Source organism: Gluconobacter sp. DsW_056, from assembly GCF_002153595.1.
GTDB lineage: Bacteria > Pseudomonadota > Alphaproteobacteria > Acetobacterales > Acetobacteraceae > Gluconobacter > Gluconobacter albidus.
Window position 1 is genome coordinate 84130 of the sequence record NZ_JOPF01000004.1, and the last position, 23658, is coordinate 107787.

General features: G+C 60.5%; 25 protein-coding genes. 17 read left to right on the top strand and 8 right to left on the bottom strand.

Annotation, left to right across the window (positions count from 1 at the left end; all coding sequences use genetic code 11):
• Nucleotides 1-2: 2 nt before the first annotated feature.
• From HK22_RS03470 to HK22_RS03490, 5 genes are all read left to right on the top strand, one after another.
• A complete protein-coding gene (locus HK22_RS03470) occupies nucleotides 3-1232 on the top strand; it encodes a pyruvate dehydrogenase complex dihydrolipoamide acetyltransferase (protein WP_086648362.1) in 1230 nt (409 codons plus the stop codon).
• A 3-nt stretch (nucleotides 1233-1235) separates the two neighbouring features.
• Entirely contained in the window at nucleotides 1236-2642 is a 1407-nt protein-coding gene (gene lpdA, locus HK22_RS03475; RefSeq protein ID WP_086648363.1) for a dihydrolipoyl dehydrogenase, read from the top strand.
• Nucleotides 2643-2647: 5 nt separating this feature from the next.
• Nucleotides 2648-3616 (top strand): lipoyl synthase, encoded by a 969-nt coding sequence (gene lipA / locus HK22_RS03480; protein WP_062107924.1) that lies wholly within the window; start codon nucleotides 2648-2650, stop codon nucleotides 3614-3616.
• Complete coding sequence (locus tag HK22_RS03485) at nucleotides 3616-4095, top strand: type II toxin-antitoxin system RatA family toxin (RefSeq protein ID WP_062032073.1); 480 nt, start codon at nucleotides 3616-3618, stop codon at nucleotides 4093-4095. The genes lipA and HK22_RS03485 overlap by 1 nt, the downstream gene beginning before the upstream one ends.
• Nucleotides 4096-4180: 85 nt before the next feature.
• Nucleotides 4181-4495 (top strand): hypothetical protein, encoded by a 315-nt coding sequence (locus tag HK22_RS03490; RefSeq protein WP_062107925.1) that lies wholly within the window; start codon nucleotides 4181-4183, stop codon nucleotides 4493-4495.
• Nucleotides 4496-4575: 80 nt separating this feature from the next.
• Here HK22_RS03490 and HK22_RS03495 read toward each other — a convergent pair whose 3' ends face one another.
• From HK22_RS03495 to HK22_RS03505, 3 genes are read right to left on the bottom strand one after another with little or no spacing between them, the layout of a single operon-like run.
• The gene (locus HK22_RS03495) at nucleotides 4576-5061 is read right to left on the bottom strand and encodes a CinA family protein (RefSeq protein ID WP_086648364.1); all 486 of its coding nucleotides are present in this window, start codon (nucleotides 5059-5061) and stop codon (nucleotides 4576-4578) included.
• Nucleotides 5051-6901 carry a lytic transglycosylase domain-containing protein gene (locus HK22_RS03500; protein WP_233142367.1) on the bottom strand — a complete coding sequence of 617 codons (1851 nt, stop codon included), beginning with the start codon at nucleotides 6899-6901 and terminating at the stop codon, nucleotides 5051-5053. The genes HK22_RS03495 and HK22_RS03500 overlap by 11 nt, the downstream gene beginning before the upstream one ends.
• Before the next feature lie 22 nt (nucleotides 6902-6923).
• On the bottom strand, nucleotides 6924-7526 hold the full coding sequence (locus HK22_RS03505; protein WP_077802844.1) for a YjbE family putative metal transport protein: 603 nt from the start codon (nucleotides 7524-7526) through the stop codon (nucleotides 6924-6926).
• Nucleotides 7527-7617: 91 nt separating this feature from the next.
• Between HK22_RS03505 and purB the strand changes: the two genes are divergently transcribed.
• The 9 genes from purB to HK22_RS03550 all read left to right on the top strand — a co-directional run bounded on the left by purB (nucleotide 7618) and on the right by HK22_RS03550 (nucleotide 14591).
• Nucleotides 7618-8949 carry an adenylosuccinate lyase gene (gene purB, locus HK22_RS03510; RefSeq protein WP_077802845.1) on the top strand — a complete coding sequence of 444 codons (1332 nt, stop codon included), beginning with the start codon at nucleotides 7618-7620 and terminating at the stop codon, nucleotides 8947-8949.
• Nucleotides 8950-9094: 145 nt separating this feature from the next.
• Entirely contained in the window at nucleotides 9095-9859 is a 765-nt protein-coding gene (gene purC / locus HK22_RS03515) for a phosphoribosylaminoimidazolesuccinocarboxamide synthase (RefSeq protein ID WP_062032094.1), read from the top strand.
• Nucleotides 9856-10098 carry a phosphoribosylformylglycinamidine synthase subunit PurS gene (gene purS / locus HK22_RS03520; RefSeq protein ID WP_062107932.1) on the top strand — a complete coding sequence of 81 codons (243 nt, stop codon included), beginning with the start codon at nucleotides 9856-9858 and terminating at the stop codon, nucleotides 10096-10098. The genes purC and purS overlap by 4 nt, the downstream gene beginning before the upstream one ends.
• On the top strand, nucleotides 10095-10502 hold the full coding sequence (locus tag HK22_RS03525; RefSeq protein WP_062032102.1) for a Rap1a/Tai family immunity protein: 408 nt from the start codon (nucleotides 10095-10097) through the stop codon (nucleotides 10500-10502). Before purS ends, HK22_RS03525 begins: the two co-directional genes overlap by 4 nt.
• A complete protein-coding gene (purQ, locus tag HK22_RS03530) occupies nucleotides 10499-11200 on the top strand; it encodes a phosphoribosylformylglycinamidine synthase subunit PurQ (RefSeq protein ID WP_086648366.1) in 702 nt (233 codons plus the stop codon). Before HK22_RS03525 ends, purQ begins: the two co-directional genes overlap by 4 nt.
• Nucleotides 11197-13401, top strand: a complete 2205-nt coding sequence (gene purL, locus HK22_RS03535; protein WP_077802847.1) for a phosphoribosylformylglycinamidine synthase subunit PurL — start codon at nucleotides 11197-11199, stop codon at nucleotides 13399-13401. Before purQ ends, purL begins: the two co-directional genes overlap by 4 nt.
• Nucleotides 13402-13406: 5 nt before the next feature.
• Nucleotides 13407-13637: a BolA/IbaG family iron-sulfur metabolism protein gene (locus HK22_RS03540; protein WP_062032111.1), complete on the top strand. Its 231-nt coding sequence runs from the start codon at nucleotides 13407-13409 to the stop codon at nucleotides 13635-13637.
• 87 nt (nucleotides 13638-13724) lie between these two features.
• On the top strand, nucleotides 13725-14060 hold the full coding sequence (grxD, locus tag HK22_RS03545; RefSeq protein WP_062032115.1) for a Grx4 family monothiol glutaredoxin: 336 nt from the start codon (nucleotides 13725-13727) through the stop codon (nucleotides 14058-14060).
• A gap of 204 nt (nucleotides 14061-14264) precedes the next feature.
• Nucleotides 14265-14591 carry a hypothetical protein gene (locus HK22_RS03550; RefSeq protein ID WP_062107936.1) on the top strand — a complete coding sequence of 109 codons (327 nt, stop codon included), beginning with the start codon at nucleotides 14265-14267 and terminating at the stop codon, nucleotides 14589-14591.
• Between the two features lie 4 nt (nucleotides 14592-14595).
• On the opposite strand, the gene HK22_RS03555 is transcribed toward HK22_RS03550, so the two are convergent.
• Genes HK22_RS03555 through HK22_RS03565 form a run of 3 tightly spaced genes read right to left on the bottom strand, consistent with a single transcriptional unit; the run spans nucleotide 14596 to nucleotide 17421 of the window.
• Nucleotides 14596-14967 (bottom strand): YraN family protein, encoded by a 372-nt coding sequence (locus HK22_RS03555; protein WP_369827202.1) that lies wholly within the window; start codon nucleotides 14965-14967, stop codon nucleotides 14596-14598.
• Nucleotides 14964-15974: a porphobilinogen synthase gene (hemB, locus tag HK22_RS03560; RefSeq protein WP_077802851.1), complete on the bottom strand. Its 1011-nt coding sequence runs from the start codon at nucleotides 15972-15974 to the stop codon at nucleotides 14964-14966. Before hemB ends, HK22_RS03555 begins: the two co-directional genes overlap by 4 nt.
• Before the next feature lie 4 nt (nucleotides 15975-15978).
• Complete coding sequence (locus HK22_RS03565; RefSeq protein ID WP_086648368.1) at nucleotides 15979-17421, bottom strand: amino acid permease; 1443 nt, start codon at nucleotides 17419-17421, stop codon at nucleotides 15979-15981.
• Between the two features lie 92 nt (nucleotides 17422-17513).
• Here HK22_RS03565 and glyA point away from each other — a divergent pair, with 92 nt between their 5' ends.
• On the top strand, nucleotides 17514-18818 hold the full coding sequence (glyA, locus tag HK22_RS03570; RefSeq protein ID WP_086648369.1) for a serine hydroxymethyltransferase: 1305 nt from the start codon (nucleotides 17514-17516) through the stop codon (nucleotides 18816-18818).
• On the opposite strand, the gene HK22_RS03575 is transcribed toward glyA, so the two are convergent.
• Nucleotides 18797-19864 (bottom strand): succinylglutamate desuccinylase/aspartoacylase family protein, encoded by a 1068-nt coding sequence (locus tag HK22_RS03575; protein ID WP_086648370.1) that lies wholly within the window; start codon nucleotides 19862-19864, stop codon nucleotides 18797-18799. The two genes, glyA and HK22_RS03575, sit on opposite strands and share 22 nt — an antisense overlap.
• A 300-nt stretch (nucleotides 19865-20164) precedes the next feature.
• Here HK22_RS03575 and HK22_RS03580 point away from each other — a divergent pair, with 300 nt between their 5' ends.
• Nucleotides 20165-21358 carry a glycosyltransferase family 4 protein gene (locus tag HK22_RS03580; protein WP_086648371.1) on the top strand — a complete coding sequence of 398 codons (1194 nt, stop codon included), beginning with the start codon at nucleotides 20165-20167 and terminating at the stop codon, nucleotides 21356-21358.
• Nucleotides 21355-22446 (top strand): glycosyltransferase family 4 protein, encoded by a 1092-nt coding sequence (locus HK22_RS03585; RefSeq protein ID WP_233142369.1) that lies wholly within the window; start codon nucleotides 21355-21357, stop codon nucleotides 22444-22446. The genes HK22_RS03580 and HK22_RS03585 overlap by 4 nt, the downstream gene beginning before the upstream one ends.
• Here the strand turns inward: HK22_RS03585 and HK22_RS03590 are convergent.
• On the bottom strand, nucleotides 22443-23624 hold the full coding sequence (locus HK22_RS03590) for a DEAD/DEAH box helicase (protein WP_086648372.1): 1182 nt from the start codon (nucleotides 23622-23624) through the stop codon (nucleotides 22443-22445). The genes HK22_RS03585 and HK22_RS03590 overlap by 4 nt on opposite strands.
• Nucleotides 23625-23658 lie beyond the last annotated feature (34 nt).

The window sequence follows — 23658 nt, forward strand, 5'->3', positions numbered from 1 at the left end:
CGATGGCTACCGATATCCTGATGCCGGCGCTGTCGCCGACCATGACCGAAGGCAAACTGGCCCGCTGGCTCAAAGCCGAAGGCGATACCGTCGCTGCGGGCGACGTGATTGCCGAAATCGAGACCGACAAGGCAACCATGGAAGTGGAAGCCGTGGACGAGGGCATCCTCGGTCGCATCCTGATCCAGGAAGGCGCTGAGGGGATTCCTGTCAACACGCCGATTGCCATCCTTGTGGAAGATGGCGAGTCCGTGCCTGACACGTCTTCCACGCAAGTGGCAGCGTCTCCGAAAGCTGAGACGGCTTCCGCAGAAACAACGCCTGCTGCTCCGGCATCCAAAGCTCCGGTTGAAGACAAGGGAGAGCGGATTTTCGTCTCTCCGCTGGCAAAGCGTATGGCGCGTGAGCGTGGCATCGCCCTTGACGCCCTGACTGGAAGTGGCCCGAACGGCCGCATTCTCAAGCGCGATGTTGAGAAAGGCCCGTCTGCGCCCAAGATGGCTCCGAAAGCTGCTGCTGCACCTGTCATCACGACGTCGGAAGAGACGGTTCGTCGCGTTCCGAACTCGACGATGCGCAAGGTGATCGCGCGTCGTCTGACGGAATCCAAGACGCAGGTTCCGCATTTCTATGTTTCGGTCGATATCGAACTTGATGCGCTGCTGGCCCTGCGTTCGAAGCTGAATGCGACCGCGCAGGAAAACAGCTTCAAGATCTCGGTCAATGACATGATGATCAAGGCTGTAGCGCTGGCCCTCAAAAAGGTTCCAGGCGTGAACGTGCAGTTCACCGATGCCGAGACGCTGCATTTCGAGAATGTGGACATCTCGATGGCCGTATCGATTCCGGATGGGCTGATCACACCGATCATCCGCGACGCCGATCGCAAATCCCTGCGCGACATTAGCGTCGAAGCCAAGGATCTGGCCAAGCGCGCCCGCGCCGGAAAGCTCAAGCCCGAGGAATTCCAAGGCGGGACGTTCTCCATTTCCAATATGGGCATGTTCGGCGTGCGGGAGTTCGCAGCGATCATCAATCCACCGCAGGCCGGGATTCTGGCGATTGCGTCAGGCGAAAAGCGGGCGGTGGTCCGCGGTTCGGACATCGCAATTGCGACCGTGATGACGGCGACGCTGTCGGTCGATCATCGTGCGGTTGATGGTGCCCTTGGAGCCGAGTGGCTGAATGCACTGCGCGATATCGTGCAGAACCCTTACTTTTTGGTGGTCTGAACCATGTCCGATACATTCGATCTGATTGTTGTTGGTGGCGGTCCCGGCGGATATGTGGCTGCTCTTCGGGCCAGCCAGCTCGGCATGAGCGTGGCCATCGTGGAAAGCACGCATTTTGGTGGCGTGTGTCTGAACTGGGGCTGTATTCCCACCAAGGCGCTTCTGCGCTCTTCGGAAATCCATCATCTTTTGCATGAACTGGGCACGTTCGGCCTGTCCGCGGACAATATTTCTTTCGATCTGTCCAAGATCGTAGGGCGTTCGCGCAGCATTGCCCGCCGGATGGGCGGCGGCATCGCGCATCTGCTGAAAAAGGCCAAGGTCACGACCTTTGACGGCCGCGCAACACTGGCCGGACGTTCGGGAGAGGCCCATCAGGTCGCCATCACCAAGGATGGCTCCGCGGTAGCGACTATCAAGGCGCGCCATGTCATTTTGGCGACGGGTGCACGGGGACGTCAGCTTCCTGGGCTTGAGACGGATGGCACCCTGATCTGGGGCGCACGCGAGGCCATGACACCGAAAGAACTGCCGAAGCGTCTTCTGGTCATCGGATCAGGTGCGATCGGTATCGAGTTCGCGTCGTTCTACCGCAACATGGGCAGCGAGGTCACGATCGCCGAAGTGGCGGATCGGATCCTGATTGCAGAAGATCCGGAAATCAGTGCAGCCGCCCGCAAGGCTTTCGAAAAGCAGGGGATGAAAATCATCACCAGCGCGAAGGTGGGGCCGCTGAACAAGGGTGAGAACGAGGTCTCCACGACGATCGAAAGCCCGACGGGCAAGGTTGATCTGACGGTAGACCGCGTCATCTGTGCTGTTGGCATCGTGGGCAATGTCGAGGATCTGGGGCTTGAGGGCACCAAGGTTCAGGTTGACCGGACCCATATCGTCACGGACGGTTTCTGCCGGACTGACGAGCCGGGGATCTATGCGATCGGTGATGTGGCCGGCGCACCGTGGCTGGCCCACAAAGCGAGCCATGAGGCCATCCTGTGCGTCGAGAAGATCGCCGGACGCTCGCCCCAGCCTCTGCACCCGCTGAACATACCGGGCTGCACCTATTCGCGTCCGCAGATCGCGTCTGTCGGGCTTAGCGAAGAAAAGGCCATCACGGCCGGTCACAAGGTCAAAGTCGGCCGTTTTCCGTTCATCGCCAACGGCAAGGCCGTGGCGATGGGTGAAACGGATGGCATGGTCAAGACCGTATTCGATGCCACGAGCGGCGAGCTTCTGGGCGCGCATATGATCGGCGCCGAGGTCACGGAAATGATTCAGGGCTATGTCATTGCCCGAACCGGAGAACTGACGGAAGCAGAGCTGATCGAAACGGTCTTCCCGCATCCGACCATTTCCGAAACCATGCACGAGGCAACACTGGCGGCCTTCGACGGCCCGCTGCATATCTGAGCATCATGTCCCAGCGCATCACCATCGACCATCGTTCGGCGCCCGCTCTCCGTCACCCGGAGAAGGCACACCGGCCTGACAACCCGATCCAGCGCAAGCCGTCCTGGATCCGGGTCAAGGCGCCGAACCATCCCGTGTATCACGAGACGCGTGCGCTGATGCGGGATGCGGGCCTCGTGACCGTCTGCGAGGAAGCGGCATGCCCCAATATCGGGGAGTGCTGGTCGCAGCGTCATGCCACGATGATGATCATGGGCGAGATCTGTACCCGGGCCTGCGCGTTCTGCAACGTCACAACCGGAATGCCGAAGCATCTTGATGCGGATGAACCCCGGCGGGTTGGCGAGGCCGTGGCGAAGCTTGGTCTGAGGCATGTCGTCATCACATCCGTGGATCGCGACGACCTTGAAGATGGGGGTGCAGAGCATTTCGCGCGGGTCATCCGTTCGATCCGTCAGACATCGCCAGACACGACGATCGAGATCCTGACACCTGATTTCCTGCGCAAGGATGGGGCGCTGGAGGTCGTTGTGGCCGCACGGCCCGACGTTTTCAATCACAATATCGAGACCGTACCCCGGCTTTACCCCACCATCCGGCCGGGTGCGCGTTACTATCAGTCTGTCCGGCTTCTGGATGGCGTAAAGAAACTCGATCCTTCCATTTTCACCAAGTCCGGCCTGATGCTTGGGCTTGGCGAAGAACGCATGGAAGTCGCTCAGGTCATGGATGATTTCAGGATCGCGGACGTCGATTTCCTGACACTGGGGCAATATCTCCAACCTTCCGCAAAACATGCGGCCGTTGAAAAGTTTATTACCCCCGACGAGTTTGACGGCTATGCTGCAGCTGCCCGTTCAAAAGGATTTCTTCAGGTCAGTGCCAGTCCGCTGACCCGGTCCTCTTATCATGCGGACAGCGATTTCGCGAAGCTGCAGGCCGCGCGGAAAAGCCGTCTGAAAGAAAGTCTCTGATGCCGACACATGCCGAGCAAAGGTTGATCGCCTACACTCCGGACCAGCTCTTTGATCTTGTGGCGGATGTTGAGAAGTATCCGCAGTTTCTGCCCTGGTGCGTGAAGGCGAGCATCCGTACCCAGACGGAACAGGAGCTTGTGGCGGACCTGACGATCGGATTTGGCCCCTTCCGCGAAACCTTCACGAGCCGTGTGACGCTGGAGAGGCCTTCGCGCATTCGGGTGCGTTATGAGAAGGGGCCTTTCCGTTATCTGAACAATGTGTGGACGTTCAGCCCTGACCCCCGCGGATGCCTTGTCGATTTCTTTGTGGATTTCGAGTTCAAGTCGCGGCTTTTGCAAAATGCAATGGGTGTGGTGTTCAACGAAGGTGTGCGCCTCATGGTGTCTGCCTTCATCAAACGCGCACGCGACATCTACGGCGTACAGGACACAAAACTTGCTCCTCCGGCACCCGGCCTTTCCCAGAGGACATAAAATTTCGTAGTGTTGCCAGAACCAATCGCGACCTGAGTCGTTACAGGTTCAAGCACCGCAATGGTGACAGGATAAGGATTACGTCATGAAAAAGATTTCTTTTGGCGCATTTGCCCTGACGGCTCTCGTGGCTGCTGCTTCCCCAGCCATGGCCGCGCACCATCACCACGGCAAACACCATGACAAGGCTGCTCAGGCTGCGAAAAACAGTGGTTCCGCCACGACGGAAGACCTGAACGCACGCTCGCTGCAGCAGGCTCAGACGCCGGTTTCTCCGACGGCACCGACTGCGGCAGTACCACCCGCTGCACCCACCGCTATCCCGACGGCTCCCAGCCTTCAGGCAGCGCCTGCGGCTCCGGCTGCCTCGACGATGCCAGCTCCGACACAAGGCAACTGAGACTAAAAAACGGGCAGATGGTCTGTTTCGGGTTTGCAGAAAAGGGCGGCTCCGTTCATTCGGAGCCGCCCTTTTCTGTGTCAGATACTCAGGAGCATCTGAAGGGCGTGTTGCACAGCCTGAGAGCGGATACTGGTACGATCACCGGTGAAGTGGCACTGGACGAGAATGGGCGCAGCGGTGCGGCAGGCCAGTCCGAAACAGACTGTGCCCACCGGCTTGGCGTCACTCCCGCCATCAGGACCCGCAATTCCCGTCACGGAAATGGCCACATCAGCGTCCAAAGCGTTCAGAAGTCCGCCTTGCGCCATGGCTTGGGCCGTCTGGAGACTGACGGCGCCATATTGTAAAAGGACCGCTTCCGGAACACTGACAGCGCTCCTTTTCAGGACATTGGAATAGGTCACAAAACCACCTTCCAGAACATCTGACGAACCGGGAATATCACTGAGAGCAGCGCTGATCAGGCCGCCTGTACAGCTTTCTACCGTGAGCAGTCTGCGTCCCGAGCTTCGGAAATGCTCCAAAACCTGTCCGGCAAGCACTGCAATGTCGTTATCCCGCATGAAGATTCCTGACACGATAGACCATCATTCCCGCTTCGATATTCTCGATATAAAGGCGCGTTTCGCGATAGGGCAGGCGTTCGATCCAGTCCAGAACACCGTCTTCGGAGAGCGGGTCAGAGGGTGGGTTGGCTTTGAGCCAGAGATCGACCCGATGTGGACCGGCATTATAGGCAGCCAGTGCATAGGGGATCACATTCCCGAAGCGCTCGAGAAGCTGCGAGACATACGCGTTGCCGATCTTCAGATTTGTCTGCGGATCGGTCAGGGACGCGGGAGAGACATTGATTGGCCCCAGATGCCCCTTGCGCACCACGTCTCTGGCTGCGGCAGGCAGAAGCTGCAGCAGGCCGACTGCCCTGGCACCACTTAAAGCATTCGGGTCGAAGCCACTTTCCTGCCGGATGATGGCGGGAAGAAGGCCGTCAGGGACAGTCGACGCTGCCGGATAAGGATCGGGGAATCCTTGCGGATAGAGCGCAATGCCTTTGCGCGCCAGAGCATAGGAGGCGAAGACTTCCGGTGCGGCCAACCCCAGGCGGGACGCAGCATCGGCAACGGCTTTCTGGCCCTCAGGAGAGGGATTGACGACCCCAAGCATCATGAGGAAATCCCGAGCATGATCGGGATCGCCAGCCTGCACGAGGTCCGTGGCGGCTTCGAGCAGGTCCGGACGACTGAGCGTTCCGGCAGGCGGGGTAGGCAGGGACTGGAGGGCCTGTATCAAAGCGTCGTCAAAAGCCGACGATGACTGGCCTGAGACCAGAATCCCGTTATCCTGTGTCAGGGCAGCGAGAGCGAGCTGACCCGGAAATGTCGTCGGAAAGGTTGCGGCCTTCTGAAATGCGGCTTCGGCATCATGCTGCCTGTCAGCGGACTGAAGTGCGCGACCTGTCCAATAATACCCCCGGGCCTGCATCTGGAGCGAAGTAGCACCCTGAAGAAGGGTGAAGAACTGTTCGGCACGGGCAGGAGCCTGAAGCTCTCTAAGCGCAATAAAACCACTGAGAAGGGCTGCTTCCTGGCGGTCTGTGGTGTCAGGGGGCAGGGTGGTGTCGTCCGCGAGGTCTGCCGCCTCTTTCGGCCGTCCGTCCAGAAGCAGGGCACGGGCGAGACTGATCCGTTCAGAGGACCAGTCATGGGACGGGTTCGCCCGCTGAAGAGCCGCGCCCTGCGTGTTCCACAAAGACACGGCTTCATCCAGCCTGTCGCCGCGACGCAGGGCGCGGAGGCGGTAGCGGGTCAGGGTCGGATCAGATTGCAGGTCCAATGGCAGGGAGGCGAACAGGGAATCGGCCTCAGGAGAGGCAAGGCGTTCGGCCAGTCTGGCACGGGCCAGAGGCTGCTGATCGGCGGCAAGGCGTTCGATCTGCCTGGAGGCTGCGGAAAACTGCCCCCGCAGTTCGAGCGCTTCATAGCGGCTCCATTGATCGGCGGGCGTGAAGGTCTGACCAAACCGTGCGAGCAGGGCCTGTTCTTCGGCGGCCGCCAGGGCGTTTCCGGACAGCCAGAGACGACGTGCGGTGGAGGTGGGGTCTGGGAGATGATCCGCACAGGCCATGAAGGCAGCTGGCAGCGTGAGGGGGTAAAGCGGGCAGAGCGTGTTCAGGGCCTGCAGGTCGGATGTCTGGGTCAGGGCATTCTGAAAGCGCCACAGGATTCGGGCTCTCTGGGGCCACTGGGGCTTCTGCGTCAGGAAGTTGGCGTAACGCTGCGCAGAAAAACTGCTCCCTTCTGGCCCAACAAGGACCAGCCATTCCGCCAGTCGTTCCTGAACAGGCGATGGGGAGACCTCTATCGGAGAGGCGGCAAGAGCTGACGACGCGACAAAAAGCATCATCAGTCCGGCAAAAAATGTTTTTTCAGCTCGGAAGAACATGAGTCCAGACCTCCCCGCCGCCGCGGATGATGAGTTCGATTGCAACCCCCAGAACCACCAGAAGACCAACCCATGCAATCCAGCGATATCTCGCCAGCAGGTGGGCGACGACCGATGCGGCAAGCCCCATCAGCAGCACCGAAAGCACGAGCCCCGCAACAAGAATCCACGGATGCCCGACAGCCGCGCCAGCGACAGCGAGTACGTTGTCGAGACTCATGGATAGATCGGCCACCACGATTTTGAGAACGGCAGGCCCCAGACGAGGCGGGGCGGCTTCGACATCCTCGTGATGTTCGCCAACCCGAAGTTCGCGATACATCTTCCAGCAGACCCACAGAAGAAGAAAGCCACCCGCCAGTGTCAGACCGACCACGGCAAGAAGAGTGGTGGCCAGCAGGGCCAGTCCCACACGCAGGATCGCGGCAAACCCTGTTCCGAAGAGAATGGCAAGACGACGCTGCCGCCCTTCGAGATTGCGAACGGCCATTCCGATGACGACAGCATTGTCACCGGCAAGGGTGATGTCGATCAGGGTGATCTGGCCGAGAGCGATAAGGGCGTGGAGCAGAGAGTCAGGGGCCAAGGTGTCATTCTTCCGAAAAGGGGTCCGTGCAATATCTTCGTATTTGGTCTAAGGAGCCTCCGTAAAGCCCCACCTCGCATCCGGAGTTCCCATGGTACCCCGTTACAGCCGTCCGCAGATGACTGCCATCTGGTCTCCCGCCAACCGTTTTCGCATCTGGTTCGAGATCGAAGCCCTTGCCTGCGAAGCCATGGCACAACGGGGTGACATTCCTGCCGAATCAGCAAAAACCATCCGCGAGAAGGGTGACGTTGCCATGGCTGCGTTCTCCGACGCGGACTTGGCCCGCATTGACGAGATCGAGGCCGAAACGCGCCATGACGTCATTGCGTTCCTGACCTGGCTTGCGGAAAAGGTCGGTCCGGACAGCCGCTTTGTCCATCTGGGCATGACGTCTTCAGATGTGCTGGATACCTGCCTGTCCGTCCAGATGACGCAGGCCGCCGATCTTCTGCTGGAAGATCTGGACCGCGTTCTTGCCGCCCTGAAGGCCCGCGCCTACGAGCACCGCAACACGGTCACGATCGGCCGCAGCCACGCGATCCATGCCGAGCCGACCAGCTTTGGCCTGAAGATTGCAGGACACTACGCCGAATTCGCCCGCAACCGCGAGCGTCTGGTGCAGGCCCGCAAGGAAATTGCGGTCTGCGCGATTTCCGGCGCTGTCGGCACCTATGCCCATATTGACCCGGAAATCGAAGAATACGTCGCTGACAAGCTGGGTCTGGCTGTCGAGAGCGTGTCCACGCAGGTCATTCCTCGTGACCGCCATGCCGCGTTCTTCTGCACCCTCGGCGTGATTGCCAGCGGCATTGAGCGTCTGGCCGTTGAGGTCCGTCATCTGCAGCGTTCGGAAGTCCGGGAAGCTGAAGAGTTCTTCCACAAGGGACAGAAGGGCAGCTCGGCAATGCCGCACAAGCGCAACCCTGTCCTGTCGGAGAACCTGACCGGTCTGGCTCGCCTGATCCGCTCGCATGTCGTGCCGGCTCTGGAAAACGTCGCATTGTGGCACGAGCGGGACATCAGCCACTCCGCCGTCGAGCGCAACATCTGCCCCGATGCGACGATCGGTCTGGATTTTGCTCTGATGCGTCTGGCCGGGATGATGGAAAAGCTGGTCGTCTATCCCGAGCAGATGATCGCGAACATGGAAAGCCTCGGCGGCGTCGTCCATTCTGGCGAAGTGCTGCTCACGCTGGCGCGCGCCGGAATTTCCCGCGAGGACGCCTATCGTATCGTGCAGCGTAACGCCATGGAAACATGGACGAAGCTGAACAAGCCGGGCTTCAAGACCTTCCGTGACAACCTTGAAGCCGATCCGGAAGTCGCCGGTCGGGTCAGCAAGGAGATTCTCGACCAGGCGTTCGACCCGGCACAGCATCTGCGCGCCGTGGATCGCATCTTCGCCCGTATCTTTGACTGAGAGGCGTGCGGGACGTAGATTTCCTGCGATTTCCTGCGTTCCGCACACTCGCAGTTCCGGTTCCGCAATGCTATGGAACCACAATTCGTCGCTGCTCCAGCCGTCCGCATCTTCTGTCAGGACGGCGCAACGCTAAGGATTGCTCATGGCTCGCCGCCGCCAGCTCTATGAGGGCAAAGCCAAGGTTCTTTTTGAAGGCCCAGAACCCGGCACACTCGTTCAGTACTTCAAGGATGACGCCACCGCCGGAAACGGCGCGAAGAGCGGCATCATCACTGGTAAGGGTGTTCTGAACAACCGTATCAGCGAATACCTGATGCTCAAGCTTCATGACATCAACATCCCGACCCACTTCATCCGCCGGCTGAACATGCGCGAGCAGCTCATCCGCGAAGTGGAGATCATTCCGCTTGAAGTGGTGGTGCGCAATGTAGCGGCGGGCTCGCTGGCCAAGCGGCTTGGCATTCCCGAGGGAACACGCCTGCCGCGCACGATCATTGAATACTACTACAAGAACGACGCGCTCAACGACCCGATGGTATCGGAAGAGCATATCGCAGCGTTCAACTGGGCCGCACCGCAGGACATGGACGACATGAACCAGCTGGCGCTCAGAACAAATGATTTCCTGATGGGTATGTTCACCGCCGTGGGCATCACGCTTGTCGATTTCAAACTGGAATTCGGACGGATCTGGGAAGGCGAGGAGATGCGTATTCTTCTGGCTGACGAGATTTCCCCTGATAACTGCCGTCTATGGGATTCCAAGACGAACGAGAAAATGGACAAGGACCGTTTCCGCCGTGACATGGGTCGCGTCGAGGAAGCGTATCAGGAAGTGGCAAAGCGTCTCGGGATCCTGCCCGAGGCCGGGAATGGTGACCTCAAGGGTCCGGAGGCAGTTCAGTGAAAATCCGCGTTTTTGTTTCCCTGAAAGACGGCGTTCTCGATCCGCAGGGCAAGGCCGTGGGCCATGCTCTGGAAACCCTTGGCTTCAAGGGCCTGGGCGAAGTCCGCATCAACCGCGTCGTTGAACTCGATGTTCCGGCCGACAACGCTGCCGATGCGCTGGGGCAGGGTGAAGCCATGGCGCGCGCTTTGCTGGCAAATGAAGTCATCGAGGATTTCAGCGTCGAGGTGGCAGGATGACCCGTCTTCCCAAGATGCTCCTGCTGGCCGGTCTTGTGGCCGCACCGGCTCTCGTGGCAGCCCCGGCCCACGCGCAGCGCGTGTCCAAGGTTTCGGGCAAGGCTTTGGGCCAGATGTGCTCCAGCAAGTCCTCCATTGGCATGTGCGACGCCTATCTGTCTGGCCTGATGGATGGTGAAGCCTGGGCCAAAAAATACGACAGCTTTGCGCATGACGAGTCCGCTCCGGTCGCGTTCTGCGTTCCCGCCCAGCAGACCGCGCCGCAGGTCCGCGGTCTGGTCGTCGCCTGGCTGCGTGCCCATAATGATGCGCTGACGGAGCCTGCGGGCAAAGCCGTCTATCGCGCGCTGCATGACACCTATCCCTGCCATGCGGCATCCGCTCCGGCGGAGGGCCAGAAATGAAGGCAGGTATCGTCGTATTTCCCGGCACGAACCGGGAGCGCGACATGGTCCATGCCCTGAAGCTGATCACGGGGCAGGCGCCGCGTCTGATCTGGCACGGGGAAACCTCGCTGGGTGATCTGGACCTCGTCGTGCTGCCGGGCGGCTTCAGCTTCGGGGATTATCTGCGCAGTGGCGCCATGGCCGCGCATTCGCCGATCATGCGGGACGTCCAGGCGTTCGCAGGCAAGGGCGGACATGTTCTGGGCATCTGCAACGGCTTCCAGATCCTGACGGAATCCCATCTCCTGCCGGGTGCGCTTCTGCGCAACGCAGGGCTGCGCTTCCTGTCGCAGGACTGCCACCTGAAGGTTGAGAACGCGTCGTCGCCCTACACGCAGGGCTGGACGCGCGGCGATGTGTTCCGCGCACCGCTTGCACATGGTGACGGGAACTACACGGCCTCGCCCGAGACGCTGAAGCGCCTTGAAGGTGAAGGCCGCGTGGCGTTCCGCTACTGCGGTGCGGATGGTGCGGTTTCGGACGATGACCGCGCCACCAACCCCAACGGGAGCACGCGCTCCATCGCCGGGATCCTGAGCGAGAACGGCCGCGTCTGTGGCCTGATGCCGCACCCGGAGAACCTGACTGACCCCGAAATCGGCGCAACCGACGGCGTGCCGCTTTTCAAAGGCCTTGTGGAGGCTCTTGTCGGATGAGTGTGACGATTGATGCCCAGCTTGCCCAGTCTTTCGGACTGACCGGCGAGGAATACGACAAGCTTGTCACGATCATGGGACGGACACCGAGCTTTACGGAGCTTGGAATTTTCTCAGTCATGTGGTCCGAGCACTGCTCCTACAAATCGTCCCGCATCCATCTCAAGACGCTGCCGACCAAGGCGCCGTGGGTCATCCACGGACCGGGCGAAAACGCAGGCGTCGTGGATATCGGTGAGGGTCTGGCAGCAGTTTTCAAGATGGAGAGCCACAACCACCCGTCCTTCATCGAGCCCTATCAGGGCGCGGCGACGGGCGTAGGCGGCATCCTGCGTGACGTGTTCACGATGGGTGCGCGCCCGGTTGCGAATCTCAACGCCCTGCGTTTTGGTGATCCGAAGCATGCGGGCACGCGTCGTATCGTCGATGGCGTCGTGCGCGGCGTTGGCGGATACGGCAACTGCGTCGGTGTTCCAACCGTGGGTGGCGAAGTCAACTTCCACAAAGCGTATGACGGCAATCCGCTCGTCAATGCGATGACGGTCGGTGTGGCCAAGCAGGACAAGATCTTCCTGTCGGCCGCGGCTGGCGTGGGCAATCCGGTTGTGTATGTCGGCTCCAAGACAGGACGTGACGGCATTCATGGCGCGACCATGTCTTCGGCGGAGTTCGACGAGGAAGCCGCCTCCAAGCGTCCGACCGTTCAGGTTGGCGATCCGTTCATCGAGAAGCTGCTGATCGAAGCCTGCCTTGAGCTTATGGCAACGGATGCGATCGTGGCCATTCAGGACATGGGTGCAGCCGGTCTGACGTCATCTGCCGTTGAAATGGCAGGCAAGGGCGGCGTGGGCATCGAGCTCAACCTTGATGCCGTTCCGCAGCGCGAGCCGAACATGTCGGCTTACGAGATGATGCTGTCCGAGAGCCAGGAGCGCATGCTCATGGTCCTCAAGCCCGAACGGACCGAAGTTGCCCGCGCGATCTTTGCGAAGTGGGAACTGGATTTCGCGATCATCGGTGTGCTGACCGATACGGGCCGCATCACGATCCGCCATAATGGCGAGGTCGAGGCTGACATTCCGCTGGCGCCGCTGGCGGATGAAGCTCCGGTCTATAACCGCCCGACTGTGCCGCTCACGGCACCCGCTCGGATCGAGACGCCTGCCGACCCGGAAGGGATCGAGAAGGCGCTACTGACACTGATCGGCTGTCCGGATCTGGCGTCCCGCGCCTGGGTCTGGAACCAGTATGACGGCTCGGTTGGCGGCAACACGGCGCGTCGTCCAGGTGCAGCGGACGCGGCTGTCGTGCGCGTTGAAGGCACACGTCTGGGTCTTGCCCTGACGACGGACTGCACACCACGCTACTGTCAGGCTGACCCGAAGACGGGCGGGGCGCAGGCTGTGGCCGAAGCATGGCGAAACCTGACAGCAACCGGTGCAACGCCGCTGGCCGTGACGGACAACCTGAACTTCGGCAATCCGGAACGTCCCGAAATTATGGCGCAGTTCGCCGATGCCATCAAAGGCATGGGCGATGCCTGCCGTGCGCTCGACTTCCCGGTCGTGAGCGGCAACGTCTCGCTGTATAACGAGACGCGCTCCCCGTCCGGTGAGGCACAGGCCATTCTGCCGACGCCTGCGATCGGTGCGCTTGGCGTGCTGGCGGATGCCTCCAAGTCCATCGGGCTTTCGATGCCAGATGCCCATGATCTGGTGCTGGTCGGCTCCATTCGCGGCGAACTCGGGCAGTCCCTGTGGCTGCGCGAAATCTGTCAGCGTGAAGATGGCGCACCGCCCGTTGTCGATCTTGCGGTCGAACGTCGCAATGGTGACTTCGTGCGCAGCCAGATTGGCGCAGGTACGGTTGCAGCCTGTCACGACATCGCCGATGGCGGACTGCTGGTGACGGTGGCGGAAATGGTCATGGCAAGCGGCGTGGGCTGCACGCTTGAAGCCGCTCCGACGGACGTTGCAGCACATGCGTTCTGGTTCGGTGAAGACCAGGGCTGCTACGTCATTGCAACTTCCGACGGTGCAGCCCTTGTAGCCGCTGCCGAGAAGGCCAACGTTCCGGCAATCCGTCTGGGACGTTCGGGCGGCAGTGATCTGGTTCTTCCGGGAACAGTCAGCGTCAGTGCGGAACGTCTCAATGAGATCAATGCCGCGTTCTTCCCGCGGTTCATGGGTGAGGGAGCCTGATTTTTATGCCAATGGCAGCCTCTGAAATCGAACGCACGATTCTTGCCGCCATTCCTGATGCCCGGATCGAGATCGAAGATCTCGCCGGGGACGGGGATCACTACGCCTGCCAGGTCACAAGTGAGGCCTTCCGCGGGCTTTCGCGTGTACGCCAGCACAAACTGGTTTATGATGCATTCGGAACCCGCATGGGCACTGAACTGCATGCGATGGCCCTCAAGACGCTCACCCCTTAAGAGCCGGGGCTGACGTCTCTTTTTCCAGACGAGCACTGACAGCAGGACCGGGCCTTTCGTCCGTCCTGCCGAACCAAGGAAAATCCAATGTCCGAAACCGTGTTCCAGCATATCCAGAACCTGATCGACGCCAATCCGGTCATGCTGTTCATGAAGGGTGACAAGCTCTTCCCGCAGTGCGGCTTCTCCGCACGCGTGGTCCAGATCCTCAACCATCTTGGCGTCCCGTTCGCGACCTGCAACATTCTTGAAAGCGCTGAACTGCGTCAGGGCATCAAGGACTTCTCGCAGTGGCCGACCGTGCCGCAGCTTTACGTCAAGGGTGAATTCGTCGGCGGCTGCGATATCGTGACCGACATGTATCAGAGTGGCGAGCTTGAGACTCTGCTGACTGAAAAAGGCATCACGACCGCTAACGCCTGAGTTGCTACGCCCTGATTCGGGGCCAATCATGGCGAAAAGTGCTGAATTCAGCACTTTTTAAGCATTGCTCCTGCCACAATTCAGCCATGAAGCGGCGAAAAGTGGCAGGACCTTGATTTTTTCGGAAACTTTCCCATCAGGGGTTGTCGAACCCCGAGTTCAGCGCATAGGCTGGTTTCATCAAACGGGATGGGACGAACGTCAATGGCGCGGAACTGGGTCGGCAGAGTTGCTCTGGGTATCATGGGTGTCGGTATCTGCATGGGAGCAGGCAAGGCCTATGCCCGTCCGGCCATCACCGATTACGAAGCCAGTAAGCTGACCTTCGATGCGCTGACCGCCACGCCAGTCTATCATCGTGCCGTTTTCCACCATGCGCTTGCCCGTCGCACGACGTCGCATAATACGGCCGTGGCCTGGAGCAGCTCACACGCGATGGTCCGTAATGTAGCTTACCGTCCGCACGCAATCGCTCACGCACATGTAACGGTTGCCTCCGCACACCACCACGCTCGCATCCGTCGTACCTGATCTTTCAGAACTGGCGCAGCGCATCCTGAATGCGTCGCGCCTGACCTGAAAGGTCCACGACGATCAGATCAAACCGGGTGTTGGGCCTGTTCCATTCCGGTTTTGTCAGCAGAATATATTCGAAGGCTTCCATCAGCCTTTTAGACTGCCTGACTGTCAGGCATGACGCACTTTCCCGCAGGCTGCGTCTTTGCTTGACCTCAACGGCAATCAGCCATTCCGAATCTGTCGCCAGAAGATCGAGTTCGCCGTAAGGCGTTCGTAATCTGCGTGCGAGAATTGTCAGCCCGCGCTCCTCAAGGAGGCGGGCTGCAATATTTTCAGCGTCCAGCCCCGTATAATAGGACTGAACGCCACGTGCCTGAGGGCTTTTCAGCGTTCGTCCCGCAGCAGACGGGCGGCATCCAACGCGAAATAGGTAAGGATGCCGTTACAGCCGGCACGCTTGAAAGCGATCAGGCTTTCCATGATTGTGCGATCCCGGTCGAGCCAGCCGTTCTGGATTGCACCCATCAGCATCGCGTACTCGCCCGATACCTGATAGGCGAAGGTCGGGACCTCGAAACGTTCACGGACACGGCGGATGATGTCGAGATACGGCATGCCCGGCTTGACCATGATCATGTCCGCCCCTTCACGCAGATCCTGCTCGACTTCGCGCATGGCTTCGTCGGAATTGGCAGGGTCCATCTGGTAGGTCTTCTTATCCCCGTGCAGCAGACTGCCGGAACCCAGCGCGTCACGGAACGGACCGTAGAACGCGGAAGCATACTTGGCCGTGTAGGCCATGATGCGGGTCGTATCGTAGCCATTGCCGTCGAGCGTTTCGCGGATAGCTTTCACGCGGCCATCCATCATGTCTGACGGAGCAATAATGTCGTTGCCAGCGCGGGCCTGATTGAGGGCCTGCTGGCGCAGGATCTCAACAGAAGCGTCATTGAGGATGCGGCCATTCTCTATCACACCGTCATGCCCGTGATCGGTGTACGGATCGAGCGCCACGTCGCCGATGATACCCAGATCGGGGAAAGCATCCTTGATGGTGCGCGACGCACGACACATCAGGTTGTCCGGGTTCAGGGCCTCCGTGCCAGTGGCGTCGCGGACGCTCATGGGCGTGACGGGGAAGATGGCGACAGCCGGGATGCCGAGGTCCACAGCCTGCCGGACGTGTTCCACGACATTGTCCACGCTGACGCGCTCGGCGCCTGGCATGGAGTCGACCTTCTGGCGCTGGTTTTCACCTTCGCAGACGAAAATCGGCCAGATCAGGTTGTCGACATGCAGGCGATGTTCCTGCACCAGACGGCGGGTGAAAGCATCGTGGCGATTACGCCGCGGACGGGAGAGGGGGTATGCTGCATTGCTCATACCCCCGATCATGCGCCTAACTTTGATCTCTGCAAAGTCGACTGTTGCGGATGCCGTAAGCAAAATAGACGGCAAGTCCAATGACCAGCCAGACGACAAGCCTTATCCATGTCAGGCGATCAAGCGACACCATTACCGCGCCGCAGGACAGTATTCCGAGGACGGGAATGACGCTTCCGCCTGGCACACGGAACTGGCGCGGAGCCTCCGGCTGGGTCCGGCGCAGGACGGGAACGCTCGCACAAACGACGATGAAGGCAAGTAGCGTTCCGATTGAGGTCATGTTTCCGAGCACGCCGATCGGCACGAGAGCCGCGAGAAGGCTGGTCAGAACCGCGAACAGCAGATGGGACGTCCAAGGCGTGCGAGTGCGGGTGTTCAGCCGGGCGAACAGCGCAGGGAGCAGTCCGTCGTGGGACATGACGAGAAAGATCCGCGCCTGCCCCAGAAGCATCCCGAACAGCACCGAAACATAACCCGACGTAATGCCGAGTTTCACGAGGCTTGCGACCCAGGGAAGGTGAGCAGTGTCGATGGCGGTTGCCACTGGGCTCGGATCGTTGGCCATGAGGCGATAATTGACCACCCCGGTCAGAACCAGCGAGAAAATAACGTAGACCACGGAGCAGATCAGCAGACTTCCGATGATTCCGATCGGAATATTACGTGCCGGGTTGCGGCTGTCCTGCGCGGCGGTCGAGACGATATCGAAGCCGAGATAGGCGAAGAAGGCCATCCCGGCCGCGCGCATGACACCGGAAAACCCGAAAGAGCCGAACGTGCCGGTATTTTCAGGGATGAACGGATGATAATTCGCCATATGAACATGGGGCGCGCACACCACGATCACGATGGCGACGACCGCCAGCTTGATGATGACGACGGCCGTATTCACCTTTGCGGATTCGCTGACACCCCGCATCAGCAGCGCCGTGACGATCCACAGGGCGCAGGCTGCTGGCAGATTGAACCATGCGGTCGTGATGGTGCCGTCCGACAGCGTGACGGGCGTCAGGGGCGGGGCCAGAAGCCTCGGGTCGATGGGTAACCCCCATCCGCCCAGAAGCGACGCCAGATAACCGGACCAGCTTGAGGCGACGGTCGCCGCCCCCACCGTATATTCGAGCACGAGATCCCAGCCGATCATCCACGCGATCAGCTCCCCCATGGAGGCATAGGCGTAGGAATAGGCCGAACCGCCGGAGGGAATCATCCCGGCCAGCTCGCCATAACACAGACCCGCAAAACCGCAGGCCACGGCCGCGATGACGAAAGAGAGCGTCACGGCCGGACCGGCATTCTGGCCGGCAGCGACGCCCGTGAGAGAGAAAAGACCAGCACCGATCGTCACGCCGATACCGAGGGCGACGAGCTGCCAAGGACCGAGAACACGCCTGAGGCCAGTCTGGCTGTCGGCTGCGGATGATACGGGTTTGGTCCGCCAGAGCGGAGTGGTCATGAAGGTTCCTCGTTTGTTAGGCGGATTGTTTTTGCCGAGGCAGGCAATCTGGGCTAGTCACATGCCGAACTCACCCTGGAGAATGGACCACGATGTCGGAACACGCCAGCCAGTCCACGCTGAATCGTTTCTTTCATGCCCCCCTCAAGGAGGTTGATGCCGAAGTTGCCACCATCCTGAACGAGGAGCTGACGCGCCAGCAGGACGGCATCGAGCTCATCGCTTCGGAAAACATGGCCTCCTTCGCCGTCATGGAAGCACAGGGTTCGGTGCTGACGAACAAGTATGCGGAAGGCCTTCCGGGCAAGCGCTATTATGGCGGCTGCGTGGATGTGGACCGCGTTGAAAACCTCGCCATCGAGCGTCTGAAGAAGATGTTCGGCGCAGAGTTCGCAAACGTGCAGCCGCATTCCGGTGCCAATGCCAATCAGGCCGCCTTCATGGCGCTGGCCAAGCCGGGAGATACGATTCTCGGCCTGAGCCTCGCGGCTGGTGGACATCTGACGCATGGCGCGGCTCCGAACTATTCGGGCAAGTGGTTCAACTCCGTACAGTATGGTGTGCGCGCCGAAGACGGCCTGATTGATTACGACCAGATGGAAGCGCTGGCCCGCGAGCACAAGCCGAAGATCATCGTGGCTGGCAGCTCGGCTTACCCGCGCGTTATCGACTTTGCCCGGTTCCGGAAGATCGCCGATGAAGTCGGGGCGTATCTGATGGTGGACATGGCGCATTTTGCCGGTCTGGTCGCCGCTGGCCTGTATCCGAACCCGGTTCCGGTTGCGGACATCACGACGTCCACGACCCATAAGACGCTGCGCGGCCCGCGTGGCGGCATCATCCTGACGAACGACCCCGATCTGGCGAAGAAAGTGAACTCCGCCGTGTTCCCGGGCCTGCAGGGCGGTCCGCTCATGCATGTGATCGCGGGCAAGGCCGTCGCGTTCGGTGAAGCGCTTTCGGATGAGTTCAAGGCCTATCAGAAGCGCGTTCTTGCCAATGCGCGTGCGCTGGCGGACGAGCTTCAGAACCGTGGCTTCGATATTGTTACGGGTGGCACGGACAGCCATCTGATCCTCGTGGACCTTCGCCCGAAGAAGGTGACGGGCAAGCTGGCCGAAGCCATTCTGGAACGTGCCGGCATTACGGCGAACAAGAACGCCATCCCGTTCGATCCGGAAAAGCCGTTCGTGACCTCCGGCATCCGTCTGGGCAGCCCGGCAGCGACGGCACGTGGTTTCGGCGAAGCCGAGTTCCGCGAAGTCGGCCGCATGATCGACGAAGTGCTGACGGCGGCTCTTCAGGAAGAAAATTCCGAAGCCGTCACGGCGCGCGTGCATGAGGAAGTGAAGGCCCTGTGCCGTCGCTTCCCGATCTACGACCGCGCTTCGGCCTGAGATCTGAACGGCGCTGCGGTCCGTCTGGCCAGACGGACCGCAAGCTGTCCGCGCCGGGGACGAAGATTGGGCATGATCAGCAGGCACTCGTCATAAGGTGTGTAGATCAGGTCATGTCCATCATGGGCGAGGGGCGTTCCCGCTTTGGGGATTGTGACCCCGCCCTCCCATGGCCTGACGAAACTGAAATCTGCGTGCCGGGCAATGATGTTGTCGGTCACGACGGCCATTTCGGGCTCGCAGGCTCCCTGCGTCGCATGTCCTCGCAGATGAATGGCCTCGGCCTGCGCCAGAAGACGCTCAATGGCGCTTTCCATGACCGTGACGGTTCCAGGCTCCCAGTGAGATCCCGCTTCCAGAAGACAGCTTCGTCCGGTCCCGCCTGGCGACATGAAATGGGCATGTTCGATCAGGCGTGAACCGCCCTGATGCCCCAGATCCGTCAGAACTGTCTGAGGCAGATTTCTGCCCGCAGCCAGAGCGCAGGCCAGTTCTGCCGAACGCTGGCGGGGAGAGGCGATGAACAGAGGCTCGGACGGCCAGAGCGTGGAATGCAGATCGAGCAACAGATCAGCACGGGCGATATAGGGCTGAAGCTGACGGGCCCGTTCAAGCTCGCTGGAATGGTCGCGGCCATTCAGACGTGTGCTGTGCCACAGACGGTTCAGGTCCTCATCGACATGGCGAGCCAGAACCGGATTTCTGATGTCGAACCGGTCAAAAGCTTCCAGATTGGCCAGAATGAACGTCAGACGCCCCGATGTCAGGGACAGTCCTCGGCGCCGAAAATTTTCAAGCGCCCATCCACCGGCATATTCATTGCCGTGCACCATGGCGGTGATGACAATTTCAGGACCTGAACGCCCCGAGTCGAAAATCCACACTCCCGGTATGCCTGCAGGCGGCATTCGCCACATGGAAAGATCAGGCGGGGGAAGAGACACGGCAAAAACAGGTGACGGCTGCCCGAAACCGGGCAGCGTTTCCGACAGCCGGGGCTGACGTATCCGGATGGGATGGTGACGCTGTCCCGCCTTGCAGCTCATGCCAGCCCACTCCAAGACAGACTGACACGACGAAGAGCGCTCTCCGTCCGGCAGCCCGGCGAAGCCATACCTGCACCACAGAGCGTAGGACATGGATCGGTCATGGATTGTAGTGTAAGCACGTTAGGCACAGGTCGCCAGAGAGAGAGCATCGCCTTTCTTTCCTTCCGCAAAGGAAAGACGTCACATTTTTCCGGGGCCCGTCCGGCGTTACTGTTTTGTGTTTTCCGCCCGGTTTTTCAGAGATTTCGGCTCCTTGCCCACGTTCACGACCAAGGACAGACGACCCATGAACGGACGATGAAACAGTCTCTCTCCATTTTTCACAAAGTATGGCAACGCTTTCCTGCGGAAGCCCGGCGGCGCTTTTTTGTCTGGGCGACTGCTCTGGCCGTACCTGCGGTCAGGCGGGGCAAGCCGGTTGCGGCACAGGGGGTCATCGTTGCGGGCGAATTCAGCCGTAGTTCCGGACTTGGAGAAGGGGCAAGACTGATGGTCCGGGCGCTGCGGGAGATGGGGATTGCCTGCGCGACATGGGATATCGACCGTCGTGTTCTTGAAGGGGACATGACCGGCCCGGGAGCGCCGCTGGTGATGCATGTGAATGCCCCCATGCTGCCTTATGCGCAGTTTTTCATGCCACGCGCGCTACGGACGGGACGCCGGATCATCGGATACTGGGCGTGGGAGCTGCCGGTCGTCCCGGAAACATGGCGACTGGCCCGGCGACATGTGCATGAAATCTGGGCGCCCTCGCAGTTCACCGCTGATGCCCTGCACGCGCTGGGGCGGCCGGTTCGGGTCGTGGAACACCCGGTCGGTCTTGCAGAGGGAAAATCTTCAGGGCGGAACCGGACGTCTTTTGGACTGCCGGAAGACTGCGTAATTGTTCTTGTTTCGTTCAGTCTTTCATCCAGTATGGTCCGCAAAAGCCCCATCGAGACAATCCATGCCTTCAGGAAAGCCTTTGGTGACCGTACGGACCGGCTGCTGCTTATGAAAATCGGCCATACCGCGCATTATCCCGAGGATCTGGCGACGATCCGCGCTGCAATCGGCGGGGCTTCCAATATCCGTATCGAAACGGGCCAGTTCGATGGCGCCGACAGGCTCGCTTTGACGGAGTGTGCGGATATCGTGCTGTCCCTGCATCGCAGCGAGGGCTTCGGGCTTGTGGTGGCTGAGGCCATGGCACTCGGGCGCTGCGTGATTGCAACGGACTGGTCTGCAACAACCGAGTTTCTGGATGAAACCTGTGGTCTGCCGGTTGCATACACTCTCATTCCCGCCCGTGATCCGCGTGGGATCTGGGAGATGCCGGACACACAATGGGCACAGCCCGACATGGATTCCGCCGTCCATGCTCTTCGGACGGCAGCCGATGATCCGGATCTGCGCGCCCGTCTGGGGGTGCAGGCCAGGCGCAGGGTCGCGACCCGCCTGAACGGTGCGACATTGCGAGATGCGGCGCAGGCCGCTGGAGTGCGGCCGTGAGAAAACGTTCCAAACGTATTCTGGCCGAACGTATTCTGGTCTGGCAGTGGGGGCGGCGGGGTGCCGGGCCACGCATTGCAGTTGATCTGGCGAATGGCTTCAAAAGACTGCCGGGGACGGATGTTCTGTTATGCCTGTCAGAACGGGCAGAAATCCTGCGCAGCCGGAATGCCCCCGAAGCCGTGGTCAAGGTTGCGACGTATAGTTCGCTCCGTGGACTGCTGAAAAGGCTTCTGACCGCCCCCTGGCTTCGCAGGCAGCTTGCGCGGATCGTGCGGGATTTCCGCCCGGATGTTGCCATCTGTGCCATGCCCGGACCGCTGGATATGCTGATGACGCAGGTGCTTCACAGAGCCGGTGCCTGGATCGTCGTCATTGTTCACGATGCCCAGCCTCATCCGGGAGACGGCTACCCCTTGCAGGGGCTGTTGCAGCGCCGCTTAATCCGCCATGCCGATCAGATCGTTACCTTCAGCCGCCATGTTGCCGATGGACTGACCTCTGGGCCTCATGCCGTGCAGTGTCCCGTGACGTCGCTTACACATCCGCCCTTTATCGGCGGGACGGGGACAGTGCCATTTGCGCATGAAGGTACACCTCGCATTCTCATGTTCGGGCGCCTTCTCCCATACAAGGGGCTGGACCTTCTGGCGGAAGCTTTGCCACACGTCCGGCAGGGGTTTGAGTGCCGGGTGGTGGGGCATGGGCCTGCAAGTCCCGAACTCCGCAGGCTCGAGGGGCTTGAGAACGTCAGCGTCGAGAACCGCTGGGTTGAGGAAGACGCCTTACCTGCGCTGGTCGAATGGGCCGATATCGTAGTGCTGCCCTATCGTGAGGCATCCCAGAGTGGCGTGGGCGCGATGGCGATTGCCAGCGGGCGCTATGTGGTCGCAACGCGTGTGGGTGGTCTGGTCGAGCAGTTTTCCGGCGATCCGCAGGCAGTCCTGTGCGATCCGGACCCGACGGCGATTGCCCGGGCGCTGGAGGCGATCCTTGAAGCCCCTCCGCCCGTACGCCCCTGCGTTGACAATGCGCAGGAATGGGAAAATCTGGCGAGGAACATTCTCGCCAGTAGGGACAGTTCCTAACGGTCCAGCGAATCTTCCGTCGCGATCCTTACGCGATAGCCGATATGTTTCTCCACATCGCGCAGAAAAGTCCGTTCGTCGATATTAATGAGCGAAAACGCTACGCCCTTGCGTCCGGCGCGGGCTGTCCGGCCGATACGATGAACATAGGCTTCCGGCGTTTCGGGCATATCCATGTTGATGACGAGATCCACATCCGGAATATCGAGACCGCGCGAGGCAATGTCTGTCGTCACCAGAATGGGAACGCGCCCCTGACGGAACAGGTCGAGCGCCTTGTTGCGGGCGCCCTGCGTGCGATCGCCATGCAGGGTTTCGATCCGCAGGTTGTGGCGCCGCAGGATTTTGGCGAGCGCGTCCACCGTGTTCTTCGTCCGCGCGAAAACAATGCTGCGCCCTTCGAAATGCTTCAGCAGACGGGCCACGGTTTCGGGCTTGTCGTCCTTTTCCACGAAGATCGCCCGCTGGCGGATATTTTTGGGCGTGAACGACTCCGCCGCGATTTCCACCCTAACGGGATTGCGCGTCACCCGCTTGGCAAGATCCATCACGGGTTCAGGCAGCGTGGCCGAACAGAAGACGGTCTGAGGCGGGTGATCCGGGAAATAGGGCGTCAGGGCCGTCATGCTGGCAGAGAAGTCCTCGTCCAGCAGGCGGTCGGCTTCGTCCAGAACGAGATAGGTCAGATGTTCCAGAACAAGGTCGGCCTGCATGACCAGATCCAGAAGACGACCATGCGTCGCCACAACGATATCAACGCCGTCGCTGACGGACTGAACCTGCTGCTCACGCGATGTTCCACCGCAGACAACCCGTGTTTTCAGGGAAAGCCTGCGCCCGAGCTGACGGCACACGGCAGCGGTCTGGGCTGCGAGTTCACGCGTGGGTTCAAGAATGAGCGCGCGGGGTCCCGGCGCCGGGACGGCCTCCTCAAGCTTCTGAAGCATGGGTAGCACGAATGCCGCCGTCTTACCGCTACCGGTCTGGGAGCCAACCAGAACATCCTTTCCCTCCAACAGAGGAGGGATGGCCTGCGCCTGGATCAGGCTCGGGCGTTTGTGTCCGGCCTGGGCAAGAGTTGCCAGCAGGGGCGCAATCAGCCCAAGCTCTTCAAATCCGGGAGCAGGGGCGGTGGACGTTGGGTTCGGGGAGGCAGGGGGCGTCTGGGACGTTGTCATCTGCGCTTCTTGCCAAATTTCTCGCAGTTCGGGA

Excerpts from the sequence above, each read along its gene's own strand:
- HK22_RS03470 (WP_086648362.1), top strand. The coding sequence starts at position 3 with ATGGCTACCGATATCCTGATGCCGGCGCTGTCGCCGACCATGACCGAA.
- lpdA (WP_086648363.1), top strand. The coding sequence starts at position 1,236 with ATGTCCGATACATTCGATCTGATTGTTGTTGGTGGCGGTCCCGGCGGA.
- lipA (WP_062107924.1), top strand. The coding sequence starts at position 2,648 with ATGTCCCAGCGCATCACCATCGACCATCGTTCGGCGCCCGCTCTCCGT.
- HK22_RS03485 (WP_062032073.1), top strand. The coding sequence starts at position 3,616 with ATGCCGACACATGCCGAGCAAAGGTTGATCGCCTACACTCCGGACCAG.
- HK22_RS03490 (WP_062107925.1), top strand. The coding sequence starts at position 4,181 with ATGAAAAAGATTTCTTTTGGCGCATTTGCCCTGACGGCTCTCGTGGCT.
- HK22_RS03495 (WP_086648364.1), bottom strand. The coding sequence starts at position 5,061 with ATGCGGGATAACGACATTGCAGTGCTTGCCGGACAGGTTTTGGAGCAT.
- HK22_RS03500 (WP_233142367.1), bottom strand. The coding sequence starts at position 6,901 with ATGATGCTTTTTGTCGCGTCGTCAGCTCTTGCCGCCTCTCCGATAGAG.
- purB (WP_077802845.1), top strand. The coding sequence starts at position 7,618 with ATGGTACCCCGTTACAGCCGTCCGCAGATGACTGCCATCTGGTCTCCC.
- purC (WP_062032094.1), top strand. The coding sequence starts at position 9,095 with ATGGCTCGCCGCCGCCAGCTCTATGAGGGCAAAGCCAAGGTTCTTTTT.
- HK22_RS03525 (WP_062032102.1), top strand. The coding sequence starts at position 10,095 with ATGACCCGTCTTCCCAAGATGCTCCTGCTGGCCGGTCTTGTGGCCGCA.
- purQ (WP_086648366.1), top strand. The coding sequence starts at position 10,499 with ATGAAGGCAGGTATCGTCGTATTTCCCGGCACGAACCGGGAGCGCGAC.
- purL (WP_077802847.1), top strand. The coding sequence starts at position 11,197 with ATGAGTGTGACGATTGATGCCCAGCTTGCCCAGTCTTTCGGACTGACC.
- HK22_RS03540 (WP_062032111.1), top strand. The coding sequence starts at position 13,407 with ATGCCAATGGCAGCCTCTGAAATCGAACGCACGATTCTTGCCGCCATT.
- grxD (WP_062032115.1), top strand. The coding sequence starts at position 13,725 with ATGTCCGAAACCGTGTTCCAGCATATCCAGAACCTGATCGACGCCAAT.
- HK22_RS03550 (WP_062107936.1), top strand. The coding sequence starts at position 14,265 with ATGGCGCGGAACTGGGTCGGCAGAGTTGCTCTGGGTATCATGGGTGTC.
- hemB (WP_077802851.1), bottom strand. The coding sequence starts at position 15,974 with ATGATCGGGGGTATGAGCAATGCAGCATACCCCCTCTCCCGTCCGCGG.
- HK22_RS03565 (WP_086648368.1), bottom strand. The coding sequence starts at position 17,421 with ATGACCACTCCGCTCTGGCGGACCAAACCCGTATCATCCGCAGCCGAC.
- glyA (WP_086648369.1), top strand. The coding sequence starts at position 17,514 with ATGTCGGAACACGCCAGCCAGTCCACGCTGAATCGTTTCTTTCATGCC.
- HK22_RS03575 (WP_086648370.1), bottom strand. The coding sequence starts at position 19,864 with ATGAGCTGCAAGGCGGGACAGCGTCACCATCCCATCCGGATACGTCAG.
- HK22_RS03580 (WP_086648371.1), top strand. The coding sequence starts at position 20,165 with ATGAAACAGTCTCTCTCCATTTTTCACAAAGTATGGCAACGCTTTCCT.
- HK22_RS03590 (WP_086648372.1), bottom strand. The coding sequence starts at position 23,624 with ATGACAACGTCCCAGACGCCCCCTGCCTCCCCGAACCCAACGTCCACC.